This window comes from Stenotrophomonas sp. 2619 (assembly GCF_040548725.1).
GTDB lineage: Bacteria > Pseudomonadota > Gammaproteobacteria > Xanthomonadales > Xanthomonadaceae > Stenotrophomonas > Stenotrophomonas maltophilia_AP.
In genome coordinates, this window is sequence record NZ_JBEPSF010000008.1 from 44,493 (window position 1) to 61,467 (window position 16,975).

At 64.5% G+C, this 16,975-nt stretch carries 11 protein-coding genes and 2 tRNA genes; 1 reads left to right on the plus strand and 12 read right to left on the minus strand.

Translation table 11 applies throughout. From position 1 onward, the window contains the following. Positions 1-46: 46 nt before the first annotated feature. Positions 47-1,054, plus strand: a complete 1,008-nt coding sequence (locus ABIA71_RS09720; protein WP_354285038.1) for a tetratricopeptide repeat protein — start codon at positions 47-49, stop codon at positions 1,052-1,054. A 148-nt stretch (positions 1,055-1,202) separates the two neighbouring features. On the opposite strand, the gene pnp is transcribed toward ABIA71_RS09720, so the two are convergent. The 12 genes from pnp to nuoL form a co-directional block, all read right to left on the minus strand. After that, positions 1,203-3,311 (minus strand): polyribonucleotide nucleotidyltransferase, encoded by a 2,109-nt coding sequence (pnp, locus tag ABIA71_RS09725; RefSeq protein WP_354285039.1) that lies wholly within the window; start codon positions 3,309-3,311, stop codon positions 1,203-1,205. A 150-nt stretch (positions 3,312-3,461) separates the two neighbouring features. Continuing rightward, positions 3,462-3,722, minus strand: a complete 261-nt coding sequence (gene rpsO / locus ABIA71_RS09730; RefSeq protein WP_038687260.1) for a 30S ribosomal protein S15 — start codon at positions 3,720-3,722, stop codon at positions 3,462-3,464. 162 nt (positions 3,723-3,884) lie between these two features. After that, positions 3,885-4,808 carry a tRNA pseudouridine(55) synthase TruB gene (gene truB / locus ABIA71_RS09735; RefSeq protein ID WP_354285040.1) on the minus strand — a complete coding sequence of 308 codons (924 nt, stop codon included), beginning with the start codon at positions 4,806-4,808 and terminating at the stop codon, positions 3,885-3,887. Positions 4,809-4,926: 118 nt separating this feature from the next. Next, complete coding sequence (gene rbfA, locus ABIA71_RS09740; RefSeq protein WP_354285134.1) at positions 4,927-5,361, minus strand: 30S ribosome-binding factor RbfA; 435 nt, start codon at positions 5,359-5,361, stop codon at positions 4,927-4,929. 71 nt (positions 5,362-5,432) lie between these two features. Then, complete coding sequence (gene infB, locus ABIA71_RS09745; RefSeq protein WP_354285041.1) at positions 5,433-8,078, minus strand: translation initiation factor IF-2; 2,646 nt, start codon at positions 8,076-8,078, stop codon at positions 5,433-5,435. Positions 8,079-8,173: 95 nt separating this feature from the next. Beyond that, complete coding sequence (gene nusA / locus ABIA71_RS09750; RefSeq protein ID WP_038687252.1) at positions 8,174-9,685, minus strand: transcription termination factor NusA; 1,512 nt, start codon at positions 9,683-9,685, stop codon at positions 8,174-8,176. 4 nt (positions 9,686-9,689) lie between these two features. Next, complete coding sequence (gene rimP / locus ABIA71_RS09755; protein ID WP_038687250.1) at positions 9,690-10,280, minus strand: ribosome maturation factor RimP; 591 nt, start codon at positions 10,278-10,280, stop codon at positions 9,690-9,692. A gap of 994 nt (positions 10,281-11,274) precedes the next feature. Further along, positions 11,275-11,351 (minus strand) — tRNA-Met (locus ABIA71_RS09760). Positions 11,352-11,533: 182 nt separating this feature from the next. After that, a tRNA-Met gene (locus ABIA71_RS09765) sits at positions 11,534-11,610 on the minus strand. A gap of 125 nt (positions 11,611-11,735) precedes the next feature. Beyond that, positions 11,736-13,196: an NADH-quinone oxidoreductase subunit NuoN gene (nuoN, locus tag ABIA71_RS09770; RefSeq protein WP_128095988.1), complete on the minus strand. Its 1,461-nt coding sequence runs from the start codon at positions 13,194-13,196 to the stop codon at positions 11,736-11,738. 36 nt (positions 13,197-13,232) lie between these two features. Continuing rightward, positions 13,233-14,741 (minus strand): NADH-quinone oxidoreductase subunit M, encoded by a 1,509-nt coding sequence (locus ABIA71_RS09775; protein ID WP_128095987.1) that lies wholly within the window; start codon positions 14,739-14,741, stop codon positions 13,233-13,235. 23 nt (positions 14,742-14,764) lie between these two features. Continuing rightward, positions 14,765-16,975: an NADH-quinone oxidoreductase subunit L gene (gene nuoL / locus ABIA71_RS09780; RefSeq protein ID WP_354285042.1), complete on the minus strand. Its 2,211-nt coding sequence runs from the start codon at positions 16,973-16,975 to the stop codon at positions 14,765-14,767.

Below are 16,975 nucleotides of genomic sequence, written 5' to 3' on the forward strand. Positions count from 1 at the left end.
GCTGCGACAGGCGACGGTGCGCCCGGATTCGGCCTATCCTGCGCACATGACCGACACTTCCGATCCACGCGACACCGCACCGGACACCGCCGCATGGGACGCGCTGGAAGCGCGTGCCTACGATGCCTTCGACCACGGCCAGCTGAAGCAGGCCAGTGCGCTGTTCGGCGAACTGACCACGCTGGCGCCCGAGGTGCCGTACCTGCATTACATGCGCGGCCTTGCCCACAAGTACCTGCGCGACTGGCCCGCCGCGCTGCAGCATGCCCTGCGCGCGCAGGCGCTGCATGGGTCGGCCGACGACGCCAGTGCCTGGAATGCCGGCATCGCCGCGACCGCGCTGGGCGACTGGGCCGAAGCGCGCCGGCAGTGGACCCGGTGCGGCATCGGCATTCCCGACGGCGACGGTCCGATCGAACGCGATTTCGGTCTGGTCAGCATCCGCCTCAATCCCTGGGGCAATGGTGAAACCGTGTTTGCACGGCGCATCGATGTGGTGCGCGCGCGATTGTTGAACGTGCCCCTGCCGGAAACCGGCCACCGGCTGTTCGACATCGTGCTGCATGACGGCGCCAAGACCGGCGAGCGCGCGCTGGATGACGGCACGGTGCCGGTGTTCAACGCCCTGCAGATCCTGCAGCGCTCGGACCACCGCACCTTCGTGGCCTTCATCCGCTGCCCGTCGGCCGATGACCTCGACGAACTGCAGGCGGCCGAACTGCCCGGCATCGGCTACGTGGAAGACTGGACCGCGTCGATCGTGTCGCTGTGCCTGCGGTGCAGCTATGGCGTCGGCCACCACCGCGACGATGCGGCCGACACCGATCACGATGACGGCGACGCCAGCAACGATGACTGGCAGGTCGAACGCAACCTGGGCATCGGCGCGCAGGGCAAGGCGGCGGTGGAGCGGCTGCTGGCCAACTGGGTGGCCGCGGGGCCGGGGCGCAGCGTCGATGCGATCGAGAGCCCGCCGTGCGAGGAAAGTGCACCGGAAGAAGGCACGGTGTGGTGGCGGGGCGTGGGCGACGATGAGGACGAGAGCGAGGCGTAGGCGCCTGCCTGGAGAGTATCGTCGGCCGGGTTACGGAACGACGGGCACAAAAAAGCGGGCCGAAGCCCGCTTTTTTGTTGTTCGAACGCGTGAGGCGCAAGGGGTGAGGACCAACGGTCCCCACCTACCGCGCCACCGGCCCGGCCGATTACTCGGCGACGGCGCCTTCGCCTTCTTCAACGGCCTTCATCGACAGGCGGATACGGCCCTGCTTGTCGACTTCCAGCACCTTGACCTTGACCACATCGCCTTCCTTCAGCACGTCGCCGACCTTCTCGACGCGGTCGCTGGAGATCTGCGACACGTGCACCAGGCCGTCCTTGCCCGGCAGGATGGTGACGAACGCACCGAAGTCCATGATCTTGGCGACCTTGCCTTCGTAGATGCGACCCGGCTCGACGTCCGAGGTGATCTGCTCGATGCGGGCCTTGGCAGCCTGCGCAGCGATGGCATTGACCGAGGCGATGACGATGGTGCCGTCATCCTGGATGTCGATCTGGGTGCCGGTTTCCTTGGTGATGGCCTGGATGGTCGAACCACCCTTGCCGATCACTTCGCGGATCTTGTCCGGGTGGATCTTGATGGTCAGCAGGCGCGGCGCGTAGTCCGACAGCTCCTGGCGCGGAGCGGTCAGGCCGTGGGCCATTTCGCCCAGGATGTGCAGACGGCCAGCCTTGGCCTGCTGCAGAGCCTGCTTCATGATCTCTTCGGTGATGCCTTCGATCTTGATGTCCATCTGCAGGGCGGAGATGCCCTCAGCGGTACCGGCGACCTTGAAGTCCATGTCGCCCAGGTGATCTTCGTCACCCAGGATGTCGGACAGGACGACGAAGCGCTCGCCTTCCTTGACCAGACCCATGGCGATACCGGCCACCGGCGACTTCACCGGCACGCCGGCGTCCATCAGGGCCAGCGAGGAACCGCAGACCGAGGCCATCGACGAGGAGCCGTTCGACTCGGTGATTTCCGACACGACGCGGATCGTGTACGGGAAGGATTCCAGCGACGGCATCACTGCCAGCACGCCGCGCTTGGCGAGGCGGCCGTGGCCGATTTCGCGACGCTTCGGGCCCATCATGCGGCCGGTCTCACCCACCGAGTACGGGGGGAAGTTGTAATGGAACAGGAAGTTGTCCTTGTACTCACCGGACACGGCGTCGATCACCTGACCGTCGCGGGCGGTGCCCAGCGTGATGGTCACGATGGCCTGCGTTTCACCGCGGGTGAACAGCGACGAACCATGGGTACGCGGCAGGATGCCGGTCTTCACGGCGATCGGGCGGACGGTGTCCAGCGCACGGCCGTCGATGCGGACCTTGGTGTCCAGCACCGAGTTGCGCATGGTGCTGTATTCCAGCTCGCCGAATTCCTTCGACAGCTCGGCCGGGTTCCAGCCTTCAGCGGCCACGCGGCCGGCGAGCGACTCGATCACGTCCTTCTTGATCGCCGAGATGGCGTCGCGGCGCTGCAGCTTGTCGCGCACCTGGAAGGCTTCGCCCAGACGCGGGCCGATGGCTTCCTGCAGGGCGCTGATCAGCACGTCGTTCTTGGCCGGGGCAACCCAGGTCGACGGCTTGGTGCCGGCTTCCACGGTCAGCTCGTTGATCGCGTTGATGACCTTCTGCATTTCGCGGTGACCGAAGGTCACGGCGCCCAGCATCACGTCTTCGGACAGCAGCGCGGCTTCGGATTCCACCATCAGCACGGCGTTGGCGGTACCGGCGACAACCAGTTCCAGCTCCGAATCCTTCAGTTCGGTCACGGTCGGGTTGAGGATGTACTCACCGTTCTTGTAACCCACCTTGGCAGCGGCGATCGGACCCTTGAACGGGGTACCGGCCAGCGACAGTGCAGCCGAGGCGCCGATCAGCGCGGCGATGTCGCCGTCGATGTCCGGGTTCAGCGACATCACGGTGGCGATGATCTGAACTTCGTTCTTGTAGTCTTCCGGGAACAGCGGACGGATCGGGCGATCGATCAGGCGCGAAATCAGCGTCTCTTTTTCGGTCGCGCGGCCTTCGCGCTTGAAGAAGCCACCCGGGATACGGCCACCGGCGTAGAACTTCTCCTGGTAGTCACAGGTCAGGGGGAAGAAGTCCTGGCCCTCACGCGCGCTCTTGGCAGCCACGGCGGAGACCAGCAGCACGGTGTCGTCGAACTTGACGATGACGGCGCCACCGGCCTGGCGGGCGATTTCGCCGGTCTCAAGCGTGACGGTGTGCTTGCCGTACTGGAAGGTTTTGGTGATTTTTGCCACGGGGGATGTCCTTGGGATGATGCTTTCTTCGAATGGACCGCGGGCGACCCTTGCCGCCGACGGGTGACCGGTTGTCCGGCCCAGGCGTTTGATGCGGTACTACCAAAACAAAACCGCGGCGCATTCCTGCGCCGCGGTTGGGATTCCTGCTTAGCGACGCAGGCCGAGCTTTTCGATCAGGGCCTTGTAACGCGGAGCGTCTTTCTTCTTCAGGTAGTCGAGCAGGCTGCGGCGGCGGTTGACCATCTGCAGCAGACCGCGGCGGCTGTGGTGATCCTTCTTGTGGGTCTTGAAGTGGCCGGTCAGCAGCTCGATGCGGGCGGTCAGCAGGGCGACCTGGACTTCCGGGGAGCCGGTGTCGGCGGCGCTGCGCTTGTTGTCTTCAATGACCTTCTGGGTGTCGATCGACATATCAGTTTTCTCTTGGATGCGTGGCCCGCAGAAACGTCCCATTGACGTACCGCGTGACTCGCCGTGAACGAAAGGATGAACCCGCAGAACGCGGGAAGCCTGAAAAGGCCGCGAAATTGTAACGGGCGCAGCCGTCCGGGACAAGGACCGGCTGCGCCGGGGTCAGCCCTGCCCGGCCAGGTTGAAGCGCCGCTGCGGCGCCAGCCGGCCGTTCTCATCGACCTGGCCCAGGCCCTGGATGGCCTCGTCCGGGCCGTACACCACGACCGTGCCCTGCGCCCAGGACGGGTCGCGCAGGCGCTGGCCCACGCAGAAGCGCGGGGTCTGTTCAGCGTCCAGGATGACCCGCGGATAGTGCGCCAGGCCGGCGTCCAGCGGCAGCAGCAAGGCATCGATGGCCGCTTCGTCGCCCTGCTCCACCAACGCCCGCAGGGTGTCCAGGGACACCATCGGCGCGTCGCGGAACGGGTCCACCCACAGCCGGCGCAGGCCGGCGATGTGTGCCCCGCAGCCCAGCGTCTCGCCAAGATCGCGGGCCAGGCTGCGGATATAGGTGCCTGAACCGCAGGTCACGCGCAGGCGCAGCCGGGTCGGTTGCTGCTCCAGTACCTCGATGGCGTGCACCTCCACCTGGCGCTCCGGGGCCTCGATGACCTCGCCGCGGCGCGCCTTCAGGTACAGCGGTTCGCCCCCCTGCTTGAGTGCCGAGTAGATCGGCGCGCGCTGCAGGATGCGCCCCTTCAAGGGGGCCAGTGCAGCCTCCAGCGCATCGGCGCTGATCGCCGGCACCGGCCGTTCGCGCAGCACCGCACCATCGGAATCGTCGGTGTCGGTGGTCTGGCCCAGCACCACCTCGGCGTCGTAGGCCTTGGCCGAGCCCAGCAGCAGACCGGCAATCTTGGTGGCCTCGCCGAAGCACAGCGGCAACAGGCCGGTGGCCAGCGGGTCCAGGCTGCCGGTGTGGCCGCCCTTCTCGGCGCGGTACAGGCGCCGCGCGATCTGCAGCGCGGCGTTGGAGCTCATGCCGCCCGGCTTGTCGAGCAGCAGGATGCCGTCCAGGCGACGGAATGTAATTCGGGGTGCCATGTCGTGGTTTCACTCGGCGCCATGCGGCGCTGCCGGCAGGTCCGGCGGTCGACGGTGCGGTCGTGGTCGACCCGGGCACCGCCCCATAAGACAACAGCCCTTGCGGGCTGTTGGTCCATCAATCAGATTTCTTGCCGCTTTCGTCCGCGTCGCCATCCCCGGCGTCGTCCTCCGGCTGCCGGCTCTTTTCAGCCGCCAGCGTATCGGGCAGGTCACGCAGGATGTTGTCGATGCGCTCGCCGCGATCCACCGAATCATCGTAGTGGAAGTGCAGCTCGGGCACGTGGCGCAGCTTCATGGCACGCGCCAGTTCCATGCGCAGCCCCCAGGCCAGTTCCTTCAGGCCCTTCATGGCTTCTACCGAACGTTCGGGCATCAACGCGGTGACGAAGATCTTGGCATGCGCCATGTCACGGGTGATTTCCACGTCGGAGACGCTCACCGAAGGCAAGCCGTGTTCACGCACCGCGTTGTGCACGAGCGTTCCCAGTTCACGGCGGATCTGGGCGGAAACACGGTCGGTTCGATGGAAGGTCTTTGGCACGGTAGGCAGGCTCGTCTTGAAAAGGTGATGCGGATCAAACGGAAAGAACCGGACCGCGCGAGGCGGTCCGGCCTGGAACATTACAGGGTGCGCGGCACTTCGATACGCTCGAAGCACTCGATCTGGTCACCCGGCTTGACGTCGTTGTAGGCCTTCACGCCGATACCGCATTCGGTACCGTTGCGGACTTCCTCGACGTTTTCCTTGAAGCGGCGCAGCGATTCCAGCTCGCCTTCGAACACCACCACGCTGTCGCGCAGGACGCGGATCGGCTTGCTGCGCTTGACCGTGCCTTCGATGATCATGCAGCCAGCGACTGCACCGAACTTCGAGCTGCGGAACACATCGCGGACCTGGGCGATACCGATGATCTCTTCGCGAATTTCCACGCCGAGCAGACCGGAGGCCACCTGCTTCACCTGATCGATCACGTCATAGATGATCGAGAAGTAACGCAGGTCTACGCCGTTGGATTCAATGATGCGACGGGCCGAAGCATCCGCACGCACGTTGAAGCCGATCACGGTGGCCTTGGAGGCAACCGCCGAATTGGCGTCCGACTCGGTGATGCCGCCCACGCCGGAGTGGATCACGTTGATGCGGATGTCTTCGTTGGACAGCGCGACCAGTGCCTGGCTCAGCGCCTGCACCGAACCCTGCACGTCGGCCTTGATCACCAGGTTCAGCACCTGCTGGCCATCGCCCTTGCCCAGGGTTGCCATGATGTCTTCCATGCGGCTGCCGGCCGACTGCACCAGGCGCGATTCGCGGCGCTTGGTTTCGCGCTGCTGTGCGACGTCCTTGGCCAGACGCTCGTCTTCGACCACCACGAAATCATCGCCGGCATCCGGCACGCCGGACAGACCCAGCACCTGCACCGGAATCGACGGGCCAGCCTGGTCGGGCTGCTTGCCGGTTTCGTCGAACAGGGCGCGCACGCGGCCGTACTGGATACCGCAGACCAGGTAGTCGCCCTTCTTCAGCGAACCCTGCTGCACCAGCACGGTGGCGATCGGGCCGCGGCCCTTGTCCAGCGAGGACTCGATGACCACACCGCTGGCGCGGCCATCGGGCACGGCCTTCAGTTCGAGCAGTTCGGCCTGGACCGAGATCGCGTCGAGCAGGTCGTCGATGCCCAGGCCAGCCTTGGCCGAGATTTCGACCATCTGGATGTCGCCACCGAAGTCTTCGGACACGACCTGCTCACCGAGCAGCTCGTTCTTGACGCGCATCGGGTCGGCACCGGCCTTGTCGATCTTGTTGATCGCCACGATCAGCGGCACACCGGCCGAACGCGCATGCTGGATGGCTTCCTTGGTCTGCGGCATCACGCCGTCGTCGGCCGCCACCACCAGCACCACGATGTCGGTCAGCTTGGCACCGCGCGCACGCATCGACGTAAACGCCGCGTGGCCCGGGGTATCCAGGAAGCTGATCACGCCCTTCGGCGTTTCAACGTGGTACGCACCGATGTGCTGGGTGATGCCACCGGCTTCGCCCGTGGCGACCTTGGTGCGGCGGATGTAATCCAGCAGCGAGGTCTTGCCGTGGTCGACGTGGCCCATGATGGTGACCACCGGCGGACGTGCCGTCGGCTCGCCCTGGTTGCCACCGGCCAGCGCCAGCAGCGCGTCTTCGGCGTCGTTGGTGTTGGCACGGATCACGTTGTGGCCGAGTTCTTCGGTCACCAGCGCGGCGGTGTCGTGGTCGATGGTCTGGGTGATGGTCGCCATGACGCCCATCTTGAACAGCGCCTTGACCACGTCGCCGCCCTTCAGGGCCAGCTTCTGGGCCAGGTCGGCCACGGTGACGGTGTCGCCGATGGTGACGTCACGCACGATCGGAGCGACCGGACGTTCGAAACCATGGGCACCGCCGCCGCTGCGCGACTGGTTGCTGTCACGACGGCCGCCGTGCTGGGTACGCCCGGTCGGGCGACCACGCGAGTTGCTGTTGTTGCCGCGACGGGCACGGTCGGCAGCCGACAGGTGCAGCTGACCGGCGAAGCGGTTGCCACCCTCGTCGTCACGCTTGGCGCCCGGACGGTTGTTGTTGTTGTTCGAGTTGCGGTCGTCCGAACGCGGGGCCGGACGCGCAGCCGACGGCGCCGACGGGCGCGCGGCACGGGCCGGTGCATCGGCGGCAGCGGCCGGCTTGGCAGCGGCAGGTGCCGGTGCAGGCGGTGCGTTCTTGGCCGCTTCCGCAGCCGCTTCGGCAGCCTTGCGCTCGGCTTCGGCACGCTCCTTGGCGTCGATTTCTTCCTGACGCTTGCGGGCGATTTCCTCGTCGCGTGCACGGTCCTTTTCGGCCAGTGCGCGCTGCTCGTCCAGATTGCGCTGGCGGGATTCCTCCAGCTTGCGCAGGATGTCGGCGCGCTCTTCATCCGCCGTCATCGGCTTGCCGCTGGCGTCCTTCATGTAGGTGCGCTTCTGGCGCACTTCCACGTTGACAGTGGTCTTGCTGCGGCCGGCGCTGACGGTCACTTCCTGCAACTTGCGACGGTTGAGGGTGATCTTCTTGGCGGCGTCGTCGGTGCTCTCGACGGGCTGCTCGGTCTTGCCGTGCGAACGACGAAGGAAGCCCAGGAGCTTCACCTTCTCGGTGCTGGTCACGACCTGGTCGGGACCGCTGAACTTCATGCCGGCTTCGGCAAGCTGTACAAGCAGTTTATCGACCGGGGTGTTGACCAGTTCGGCAAGCTTGCGGATGGTGGTTTGCTGCGACATTCGGATCCTATGATCTGGTTGGCGCTCCCTCGAAACGTGCGAAGGCAGCGCGGAGTCTAAGCCCTGAGCGGGTCAGGGCACTGTTCATCGCTGGCTCATTCGCCGCGCTCCAGGCGGGCGATCTCCTCGGCTCGGGCGGCCAGGATCAGGGCGGCGGCGCGCTCCTGGTCCAGGTCCTCGATACCGAACTCGAGGATCTCGTCGGCGGCCAGGTCCGACAGGTCCTCACTGGTACGCACGCCATGACCGGCCAGGGCGTAGGCAGTTGCCTCGTCCATGCCTTCCAGGGCGAGCAGGTCGTCGGACGGCGAACCGTCTTCCAGACCTTCTTCCACCGCCAGCGCCTCGTTGAGCAGCGCATCGCGGGCACGGGCACGCAGTTCTTCGACGATGTCTTCGTCGAAGCCTTCCACGGCCAGCAGTTCGCCGACCGGGACGTAGGCGATTTCTTCCACGGTGTTGAAGCCTTCGGTCACCAGGATGGCGGCGATTTCTTCATCCACTTCCAGCTTGTCCATGAACAGCTGGCGGGCAACGCCCTGCTCTGCCTCGGACTTGGCGGTCACCTGGTCCTGGGTCATCACATTGAGCTGCCAGCCGGTCAGGCGGCTGGCGAGGCGCACGTTCTGGCCGCCCTTGCCGATCGCCTGGGCCAGGCGCTCTTCAGCGACGGCCAGGTCCATGGAGTGCTTTTCTTCGTCGACGATGATCGACTGCACTTCCGCCGGCGCCATCGCGTTGATGACGAAGTTGGCCGGGTTCTCGTTCCACAGCACGATGTCCACGCGCTCGCCGTTGAGCTCGTTGGACACGGCCTGGACGCGCGAACCGCGCATGCCGATGCAGGCACCGATCGGATCGGTACGCGAATCGTGGGCCAGCACGGCGATCTTGGCGCGGTCGCCCGGGTCACGTGCACAGGCCTTGATCTCGACCAGGCCCTGGCCGACTTCCGGCACTTCGAGTTTGAACAGTTCGATCATGAATTCCGGGGCGGCGCGGCTGATGAACAGCTGCGGGCCACGCGGCTCCGAACGGACTTCGGCCAGGTAACCGCGGACGCGGTCGCCGGCGCGCAGGACGTCGCGCGGAATGCCCTTGTCCTTCGGGATGAAGGCTTCGGCGTTGCCACCGAGGTCCACATAGATGTTGCCGCGCTCGGCGCGCTTGACCACACCGGTGACCAGTTCGCCAACGCGGTCCTTCCATGCATCCACGACCTGCTGGCGCTCGGCTTCGCGCACGCGCTGGACGATGACCTGCTTGGCGGCCTGGGCAGCGATGCGGCCGAAGTCGGGGTTTTCGATCTGTTCTTCGATGTAATCGCCAACTTCGACGCCTTCGGCTTCGTCGATGGCATCCATCAGGCGGATCTGGCGGTCCGGGGACTCCATGACCACGTCATCGGCCACCACTTCCCAGCGGCGGAAGGTTTCGTAGTTGCCGTCCTTGTGGTCGATCGACACACGGGCCAGCACTTCTTCGTCGGGGTAGCGCTTTTTCGCGGCCGACGCCAATGCTGCCTCGATGGCATCGAAGATCACTTCACGCGGAACGCCCTTTTCATTGGCGACCGCATCCACTACCAGCAAAAGTTCCTTGCTCATTGGCTCACTCCGCGCGCGGCTTTTTGGCCGCCGGCTCGTTGGATGGTTTCTTGTTCGCCTTGCCACCCTGCTTGGGTGCCGGGCCAGTCGGTTTGGTCGGAGCCAGGCCGAGGGCGGCCCAGTCCGGCATGATGCGTGCCTTGTCGATATTCTCGACGTCGGCGGTGAACGGGGCGTTGTCGACCTTGAAGGTGACGGTACCCTGCTCGTTGTCTACAGCGAGAATCTCGCCCTGCAGGCGACGACGGCCGTCCTGCGGGAGCTTGAGCGTGACCTTGGCCGATTCGCCGATGGCACGCTCGAATTGTTCTGCGGTGAACAGCGGGCGATCCACACCGGGAGAGGAAACTTCCAGGGTGTAATTGGCGCTGATCGGGTCTTCGACGTCCAGCTGCGCGGACACTTCGCGGCTCACGCGTTCGCAGTCGTCGATGTTGACGATACGCTCGGGCTGTTCGGCCAGCGGCACGTCGATGTAAAGGCGCAGCGTCGCACCACCCGGGGCAGTGAGATATTCCACGCCCAGCAGCTCGAGACCCAGCGACTGAACGGTGGGGGCGAGCAGATTCGCGATTTCGGTTGCCTTGTCGCTCACAGTCGGCCTTGATTCGTTGAAAGAGATACGGGTTGGCCAGTCACGCTGGCCGGGCTCTACTGAACATGTTCCGGAAACAACAAAGGGCCCGCTGGGCCCCTTGTCCGGTACAACTCCGGTCATGCTGGATTCCGGTAGCGGGAATACACGCGGCGTGTATTCCTGCGAGCCCAGTCTTCCGGGGGGTCACGGCGGCCTGGTTACAGGGTGCCGTTCCTGGAAGCCGGTCGCGGGCCGCATTCACATCCGTTGAAAGGATACGCATGGTCAGTCCGCTAAGCCGCTGATGATAGCCGTTGCACCGCGCTGGTGCAATGGCTTGGGGTCTTTGCGGCGTGGGAATTGGGAAACCTGAACGGGCTGGCGGGGCGTGGCGCGCAGGTCAAAGGCCGGGCTGGACGCTGGCGTCGCGGGCCCCGGCGCGGGTGGATTGGCGGGACACGCCGCAAGTACGTCCCTGTAGGCTCGTTCGCGCCATCCATGGCGCTCTACGGTCCCGCCGACCCACCCGCACCGGCACCTGGATGCAGACGAGCCAGTCGTTGAGATCAAGCAAGGCAGCGCTACGCGCCAGCAGCCAAGCTGGATCCCTACCCCACTCCACCCCAACCCCACACCACCACCCACCCAACAAAACACCCGACCAACACCTCAGCAGCGACACGACACGACGAAAGCAAGCGAAAGCAGAGCCAGCCGTTGATCTTCGTTGCGCACCGACATTCTACGGAGGCGCTGGCATGGGTGGGTTTGCGGGGCCCTCCAGCGCATGGATGCGCTGGCGGAGCTTACACGGACGTACTTGCAGCGTGCCCCGCGGGCCCGCCCATGCCAGCGCCCTCCCAGATGCCGGCACACCGAATTTGATCTTGCTCTGGCTTAAGCCTTTGCTCCGCCCTTGCCTCGAGAAAAAACACCCCCCCCACAACGAAAAAAGCGACCCCGTTTCCGGAATCGCTTTTTCGTCTACTGCATCTGCACTGCAGATTTTCTGTGGTAGCGGGGGCAGGATTTGAACCTGCGACCTTCGGGTTATGAGCCCGACGAGCTGCCAGACTGCTCCACCCCGCAGCAGAAGCGGAATTGTAAGGGAGTTTTCATCCCCGTGCAACCCCTTGGTGAAACTTGGTACATCGCGCCCTGGAAGATTGGCCGACCAACGGTCGGCTCTACCGAGCCTGCAACGAAAAAAGCGACCCCGTTGCCGGCGTCGCTTGATTCGTCCACTGTCTCCGGCTTGCACCGGAGCTATATGGTAGCGGGGGCAGGATTTGAACCTGCGACCTTCGGGTTATGAGCCCGACGAGCTGCCAGACTGCTCCACCCCGCAGCAGAAGCGGATGAGCCGGTGTACCAACCAACGGTGGGTACGTTGCAACGATGTTCTGGCGAAACCGCTGCAGCAACAACTCAGGAAACGAATATTACACGATTTGCGCAGTTTTGTATCGTTTTTTACGCAAGATGTGCAAATGCCTGCTGGCACCACACCATGATCGGGTTCCACGACAGGCCCAGGGCCAGCAGCGCCAAGGCATTCACGCCCAGCACCACGCCCAGCACGCGGTCGTTGTTGGCCGGCAGCGGTTCGCCCACCGGCTCATCGAAGTACATCACCTTGATCACGCGCAGGTAGTAGAAGCAGCCGACCACCGCGCACAGCACGCCCAGGATCGCCAACCACAGCATGCCGCCGTTGATCGCCGCGCCCAGCACGGCCAGCTTGGTCCAGAAGCCCAGGAACGGCGGGATACCGGCCATCGACGCCATGATGCACAGCACCAGGCCGGCCATCCACGGGTTGCGGGCGTTCAGACCCTTGAAGTCGTCGATGTTCTCGGCTTCAAAGCCGCTGCGCGACAACGCGATGATCGCGCCGAAGCCGGCGGTCGACATGATCGCGTAGCTCAGGGCATAGAACAGCGCCGCCGCGTAACCCTGCTCGCCACCGCCAGCAATGCCCAGCAGCAGGAAGCCGATGTGCGACACGGTCGAGTAGGCCAACATGCGCTTGAGGTTGGTCTGCGCGATCGCCATCAGGTTGCCGATCACCAGCGACAGCGCCGCCAGGCCGCCAATCAGGTACTTCCACTCGTCCGACAGCGGGCCCACGCCCACTTCCAGCAGGCGGTAGGCCATGCCGAACGCGGCCAGCTTCGGTGCCGAGCTGATGAACAGCGCGATCGGCGCCGGTGCGCCCTGGTACACGTCGGGCAGCCACATGTGGAACGGTGCCGCGCCCAGCTTGAAGGCCACACCGGCAATCATGAACACCGCGCCGGTCAGCAGCAGCACGCGCTCTTCCGAATGCGGAATGGCGGCGTGGATCGCGTCCAGATGCAGCGAACCGGTCGCGCCGTAGATCAGCGACATGCCGTAGAGCAGCAGGCCCGAGGCCAGCGAACCCAGCACGATGTACTTCATCGCCGCTTCGGAGGCCAAACCGTTCTCACGGTTGCTGGCCACCAGTGCGTAGGAACACAGGGCCAGCAGTTCCAGGCCCAGGTACACCATCAGCAGGCTGCCGGCCGACACCAGGATCATCATGCCGGCGGTGCCGAACAGGATCAGCACCGGAATCTCGCCCTGGTACAGCTTGCGCTCGCGCAGGTAGCTCCAGCCGTAGATCAGGGTCAGGCCACTGCACAGCACGATCACGGTCTTCATCACGTCCGCCGCGGTATCGCGGACGAACATGCCGTGGAAGACCTCGCCCTGCCCGCCCACTCCGGTGGCGAGCATGAACAGCACCGCGGCCAGCGCGGCGACCGACAGCAGGTGGGTCCAGATCTTGTTCTTCTCACTGATGAACAGATCCAGGATCAACAGGGCGAACGCACTACCAATCAGCACCAGCTCGGGAGCGAGCGGCGGCAGGTCGGCGGCGGTCAACGGCAACAGCGGCGAGGTGGTCATCATCAAATCCTGGAATCAATACTCTCGACGGCCCGATTACAGCAGCTTGCTGGATGCGATCTGCATCGCCAGCTTCGCGATCGAGGGCTCCATCAGGTCGGTCAGCGGCTTGGGGTACAGGCCCAGGGCAAGCGTGCCCACGGCAAATACACCCAACACCAGCCACTCGCGACCGTTGATGTCCTTCAGTTCGGCGACATGGGCATTGGCCACTTCACCGAAGAACACGCGCTTGTACAGCCACAACGTATAGGCCGCCGTGATCACCAGGGTGCTTGCCGCACCCAGTGCCAGCCACGGATTGCGCTGGAAGCTGGCCATGATGATCATGAACTCACCGACGAAACCGCTGGTACCCGGCAGGCCGGCATTGGCCATGAAGAACAGCATGGCGAAGGTGGCAAACCACGGCATCACATTGACCACGCCGCCGTAATCGGCGATGCGGCGGCTGTGCATGCGGTCGTAGAGCACGCCGACGCAGGAGAACATCGCACCGGACACGAAGCCGTGCGACACCATCTGCACCATCGCACCCTGCAGGCCCAGGCGGGCCGCGTCTGGGTTGCCGGCATCACGTACCAGCCACAGCGCGATGAAGGTACCCAGGGTGACAAAGCCCATGTGCGCGATCGACGAATAGGCGATCAGCTTCTTCATGTCGTCCTGCACCAGGGCGACCAGGCCGACGTAGATCACTGCGATCAGCGACAGCGTGATCACCAGCCAGGCCCATTCCTGCGATGCGTCCGGGACGATCGGCAGGTTGAAGCGCAGGAAACCGTAGCCACCGATCTTCAGCGCGATGGCCGCCAGGATCACCGAACCGGCAGTCGGCGCCTCCACGTGCGCGTCGGGCAGCCAGGTGTGCACCGGGAACATCGGCACCTTGACCGCGAAGGCGATCAGGAAGGCGAAGAAGATCCAGGTCTGTTCCTTGCCCGACAGCTGCAGCTGGTACAGGTCGGCCAGCTGGAAGCTGCCGCCCTTCAGGTACAGGTAGATCAGGGCCACCAGCATCAGCACCGAGCCGAGGAAGGTGTACAGGAAGAACTTCAGGGCGGCGTAGATGCGACGCGGACCACCCCAGACACCGATGATCAGGAACATCGGGATCAGCATGGCTTCGAAGAACACGTAGAACAGCATCGCGTCGGTGGCAGCGAAGATGCCGACGGTGACGCCTTCCAGGATCAGGAAGGCCGCCACGTACTGGTTGACGCGCTTGTCGATGGCGCTCCAGGCGCCGATCAGGGCCAGCACCGACACCAGGGTGGTCAGCAGGATCAGCGCGATCGCGATGCCGTCCACGCCCAGGTTGTAGCCGATCTTGTAGGCGGGGATCCAGGCGCGGGTTTCGACGAACTGCAGCGCGTCGTTCCCCACGTCGTAGCCGCTGAGCAGCGACAGGCTGGCCACGAAGGTCAGCACCGCTACGCCCAGCGACGCCCAGCGGGCGGTTTGGGCGTCACGGATGGCAAGGATCAAGGCACCGCCGAGGATCGGCAGCCAGATGAGAACACTGAGTAGGGGCCAGTTCGACACGTCTTCTTATTCCGTACAGGTCATCAACGCAGGTAATGCATCAGGACGCCCAGAAGGGCAATCAGGCCGATGATCATCGCGAAGGCGTAGTGATAGAGGAAACCGGATTGGGTGCGACGCAGCAGGTTGGCCGCCAGATCGATCAGGCGAGCCGAACCGTTGACCACCACACCATCGACGATATTCGTGTCGATCGCGCGCGAAACCTTACCCAGCTTGATGCCGCCACCGGCGAAACCGCCGATCCACAGCTTGTCGAAGCCGTACTTGTTCTCCAGCACCGATACCAGCGGCGCGAAGGTCGAACGGGCCTTGCCCGCCAGCTCCGGCTTCCACAGGTAGAACAGCACCGCCAGCAGGAAGCCGGCCACGGTCAGGAAGAAGGCCGGGGCCATCATGCCGTGCAGCGCGAACGCGACCGGACCATGGAACTCTTCGGCCAGCGCACCGATGGTGTCACGGGACGGGTTGTAGAAGTCCACGATGCCGGTGAAGAACGAATGCACCTGGCCCGGGATCGCGTGCTCGGCATGCGCGCCCTTCCAGTCCGTGCCGTACAGCATCGGACCGATACCGAAGAAGCCGATCACGATCGAGGGGATCGCCAGCAGGATCAGCGGCAGCGTCACCACCCACGGGGTTTCGTGCGGCTCATGCGGACCGTGGCCATGGCCGTGGTCATCATGGTGCGCGTCGCCGTGGTGGGCATCGGCGGCATGGGCGTCGACCGCATGCGCGTCGGCAGGGTGATCGTCATGGCCGTGCGCGTGGGCGTGATCGTCATGCGCGTCGCGGAAGCGTTCCTTGCCATGGAAGGTCAGGAACAGCAGGCGGAAGCTGTAGAAGCTGGTCACGATGACGCCGCCCAGCACGGCCCAGTACCCGTAGGTGGCCACCCAGCTGTGCGACACGTGCGCGTGGTGCTGCGCCGCCTCGATGATGGTGTCCTTGGAGTAGAAGCCGGAGAAGAACGGCGTACCGACCAGGGCCAGCGTACCGATCCACATGGTCACGAAGGTGATCGGCATGTACTTGCGCAGGCCGCCCATCTTGCGCATGTCCTGCTCGTGGTGCATCGCGATGATGACCGAGCCGGCACCCAGGAACAGCAGCGCCTTGAAGAAGGCGTGGGTCATCAGGTGGAACACGGCGGCCGAATAGGCCGACACACCCAGCGCCACGGTCATGTAGCCCAGCTGGGACAGCGTGGAGTACGCGACGACGCGCTTGATGTCGTTCTGCACGATGCCGATCAGGCCGGTGAAGAACGCGGTGGTGGCACCGATGAACAGCACGAAGTTCAGCGCGGTCTGCGACAGCTCGAACAGCGGCGACATGCGGGTGACCATGAAGATACCCGCGGTCACCATGGTCGCGGCGTGGATCAGCGCCGAGATCGGGGTCGGGCCTTCCATCGAGTCCGGCAGCCACACGTGCAGCGGCACCTGGGCCGACTTGCCCATTGCACCGATGAACAGGCAGATGCAGATGATGGTGGCGATGGACCAGATCACCGGGGCGTCCAGCACCTGGTACGAGGTGCCGAACAGGGTGATCGCGCCGGACCAGATCTGCATCTGTGCCTGCGGGCTGCCCAGGATCGGCGCATTGGCGAACACGGTGGCGTAGTCCAGCGAGCCGAACACCCACAGCACGCCGGCGATGCCCAGGATGAAGCCGAAGTCACCCACGCGGTTGACCAGGAACGCCTTCATGTTGGCGAAGATCGCGGTCGGGCGCTTGAACCAGAAACCGATCAGCAGGTACGACACCAGGCCCACTGCTTCCCAGCCGAAGAACAGCTGCAGGAAGTTGTTGCTCATCACCAGGGTGAGCATGGAGAAGGTGAACAGCGAGATGTAGCTGAAGAACCGCTGGTAGCCCGGGTCATCCTGCATGTAGCCGATGGTGTACACGTGCACCAGGAACGACACGAAGGTCACCACAACCATCATCATGGCCGTCAGCTTGTCGATCATGAAACCGACATGCGCCGAGTACTGGCCGACTTCGAAGAACGTATAGATGTTCTCGTTGTACGGCTGTGCGCCGCCCCACAGCAGCATGTACAGCACGTAGCTGGACATGAGGCAGCTGGCGCCGACGCCCAGGATGGTGACCGTCTGCGCGCCAAGGCGACCGACCTGCCGGCCGAACAGGCCAGCGATGATGCTGCCGATCAGCGGTGCAAGCACCACTGCGATCAACAGACTCTTGGAGAGAGTGATTTCCAT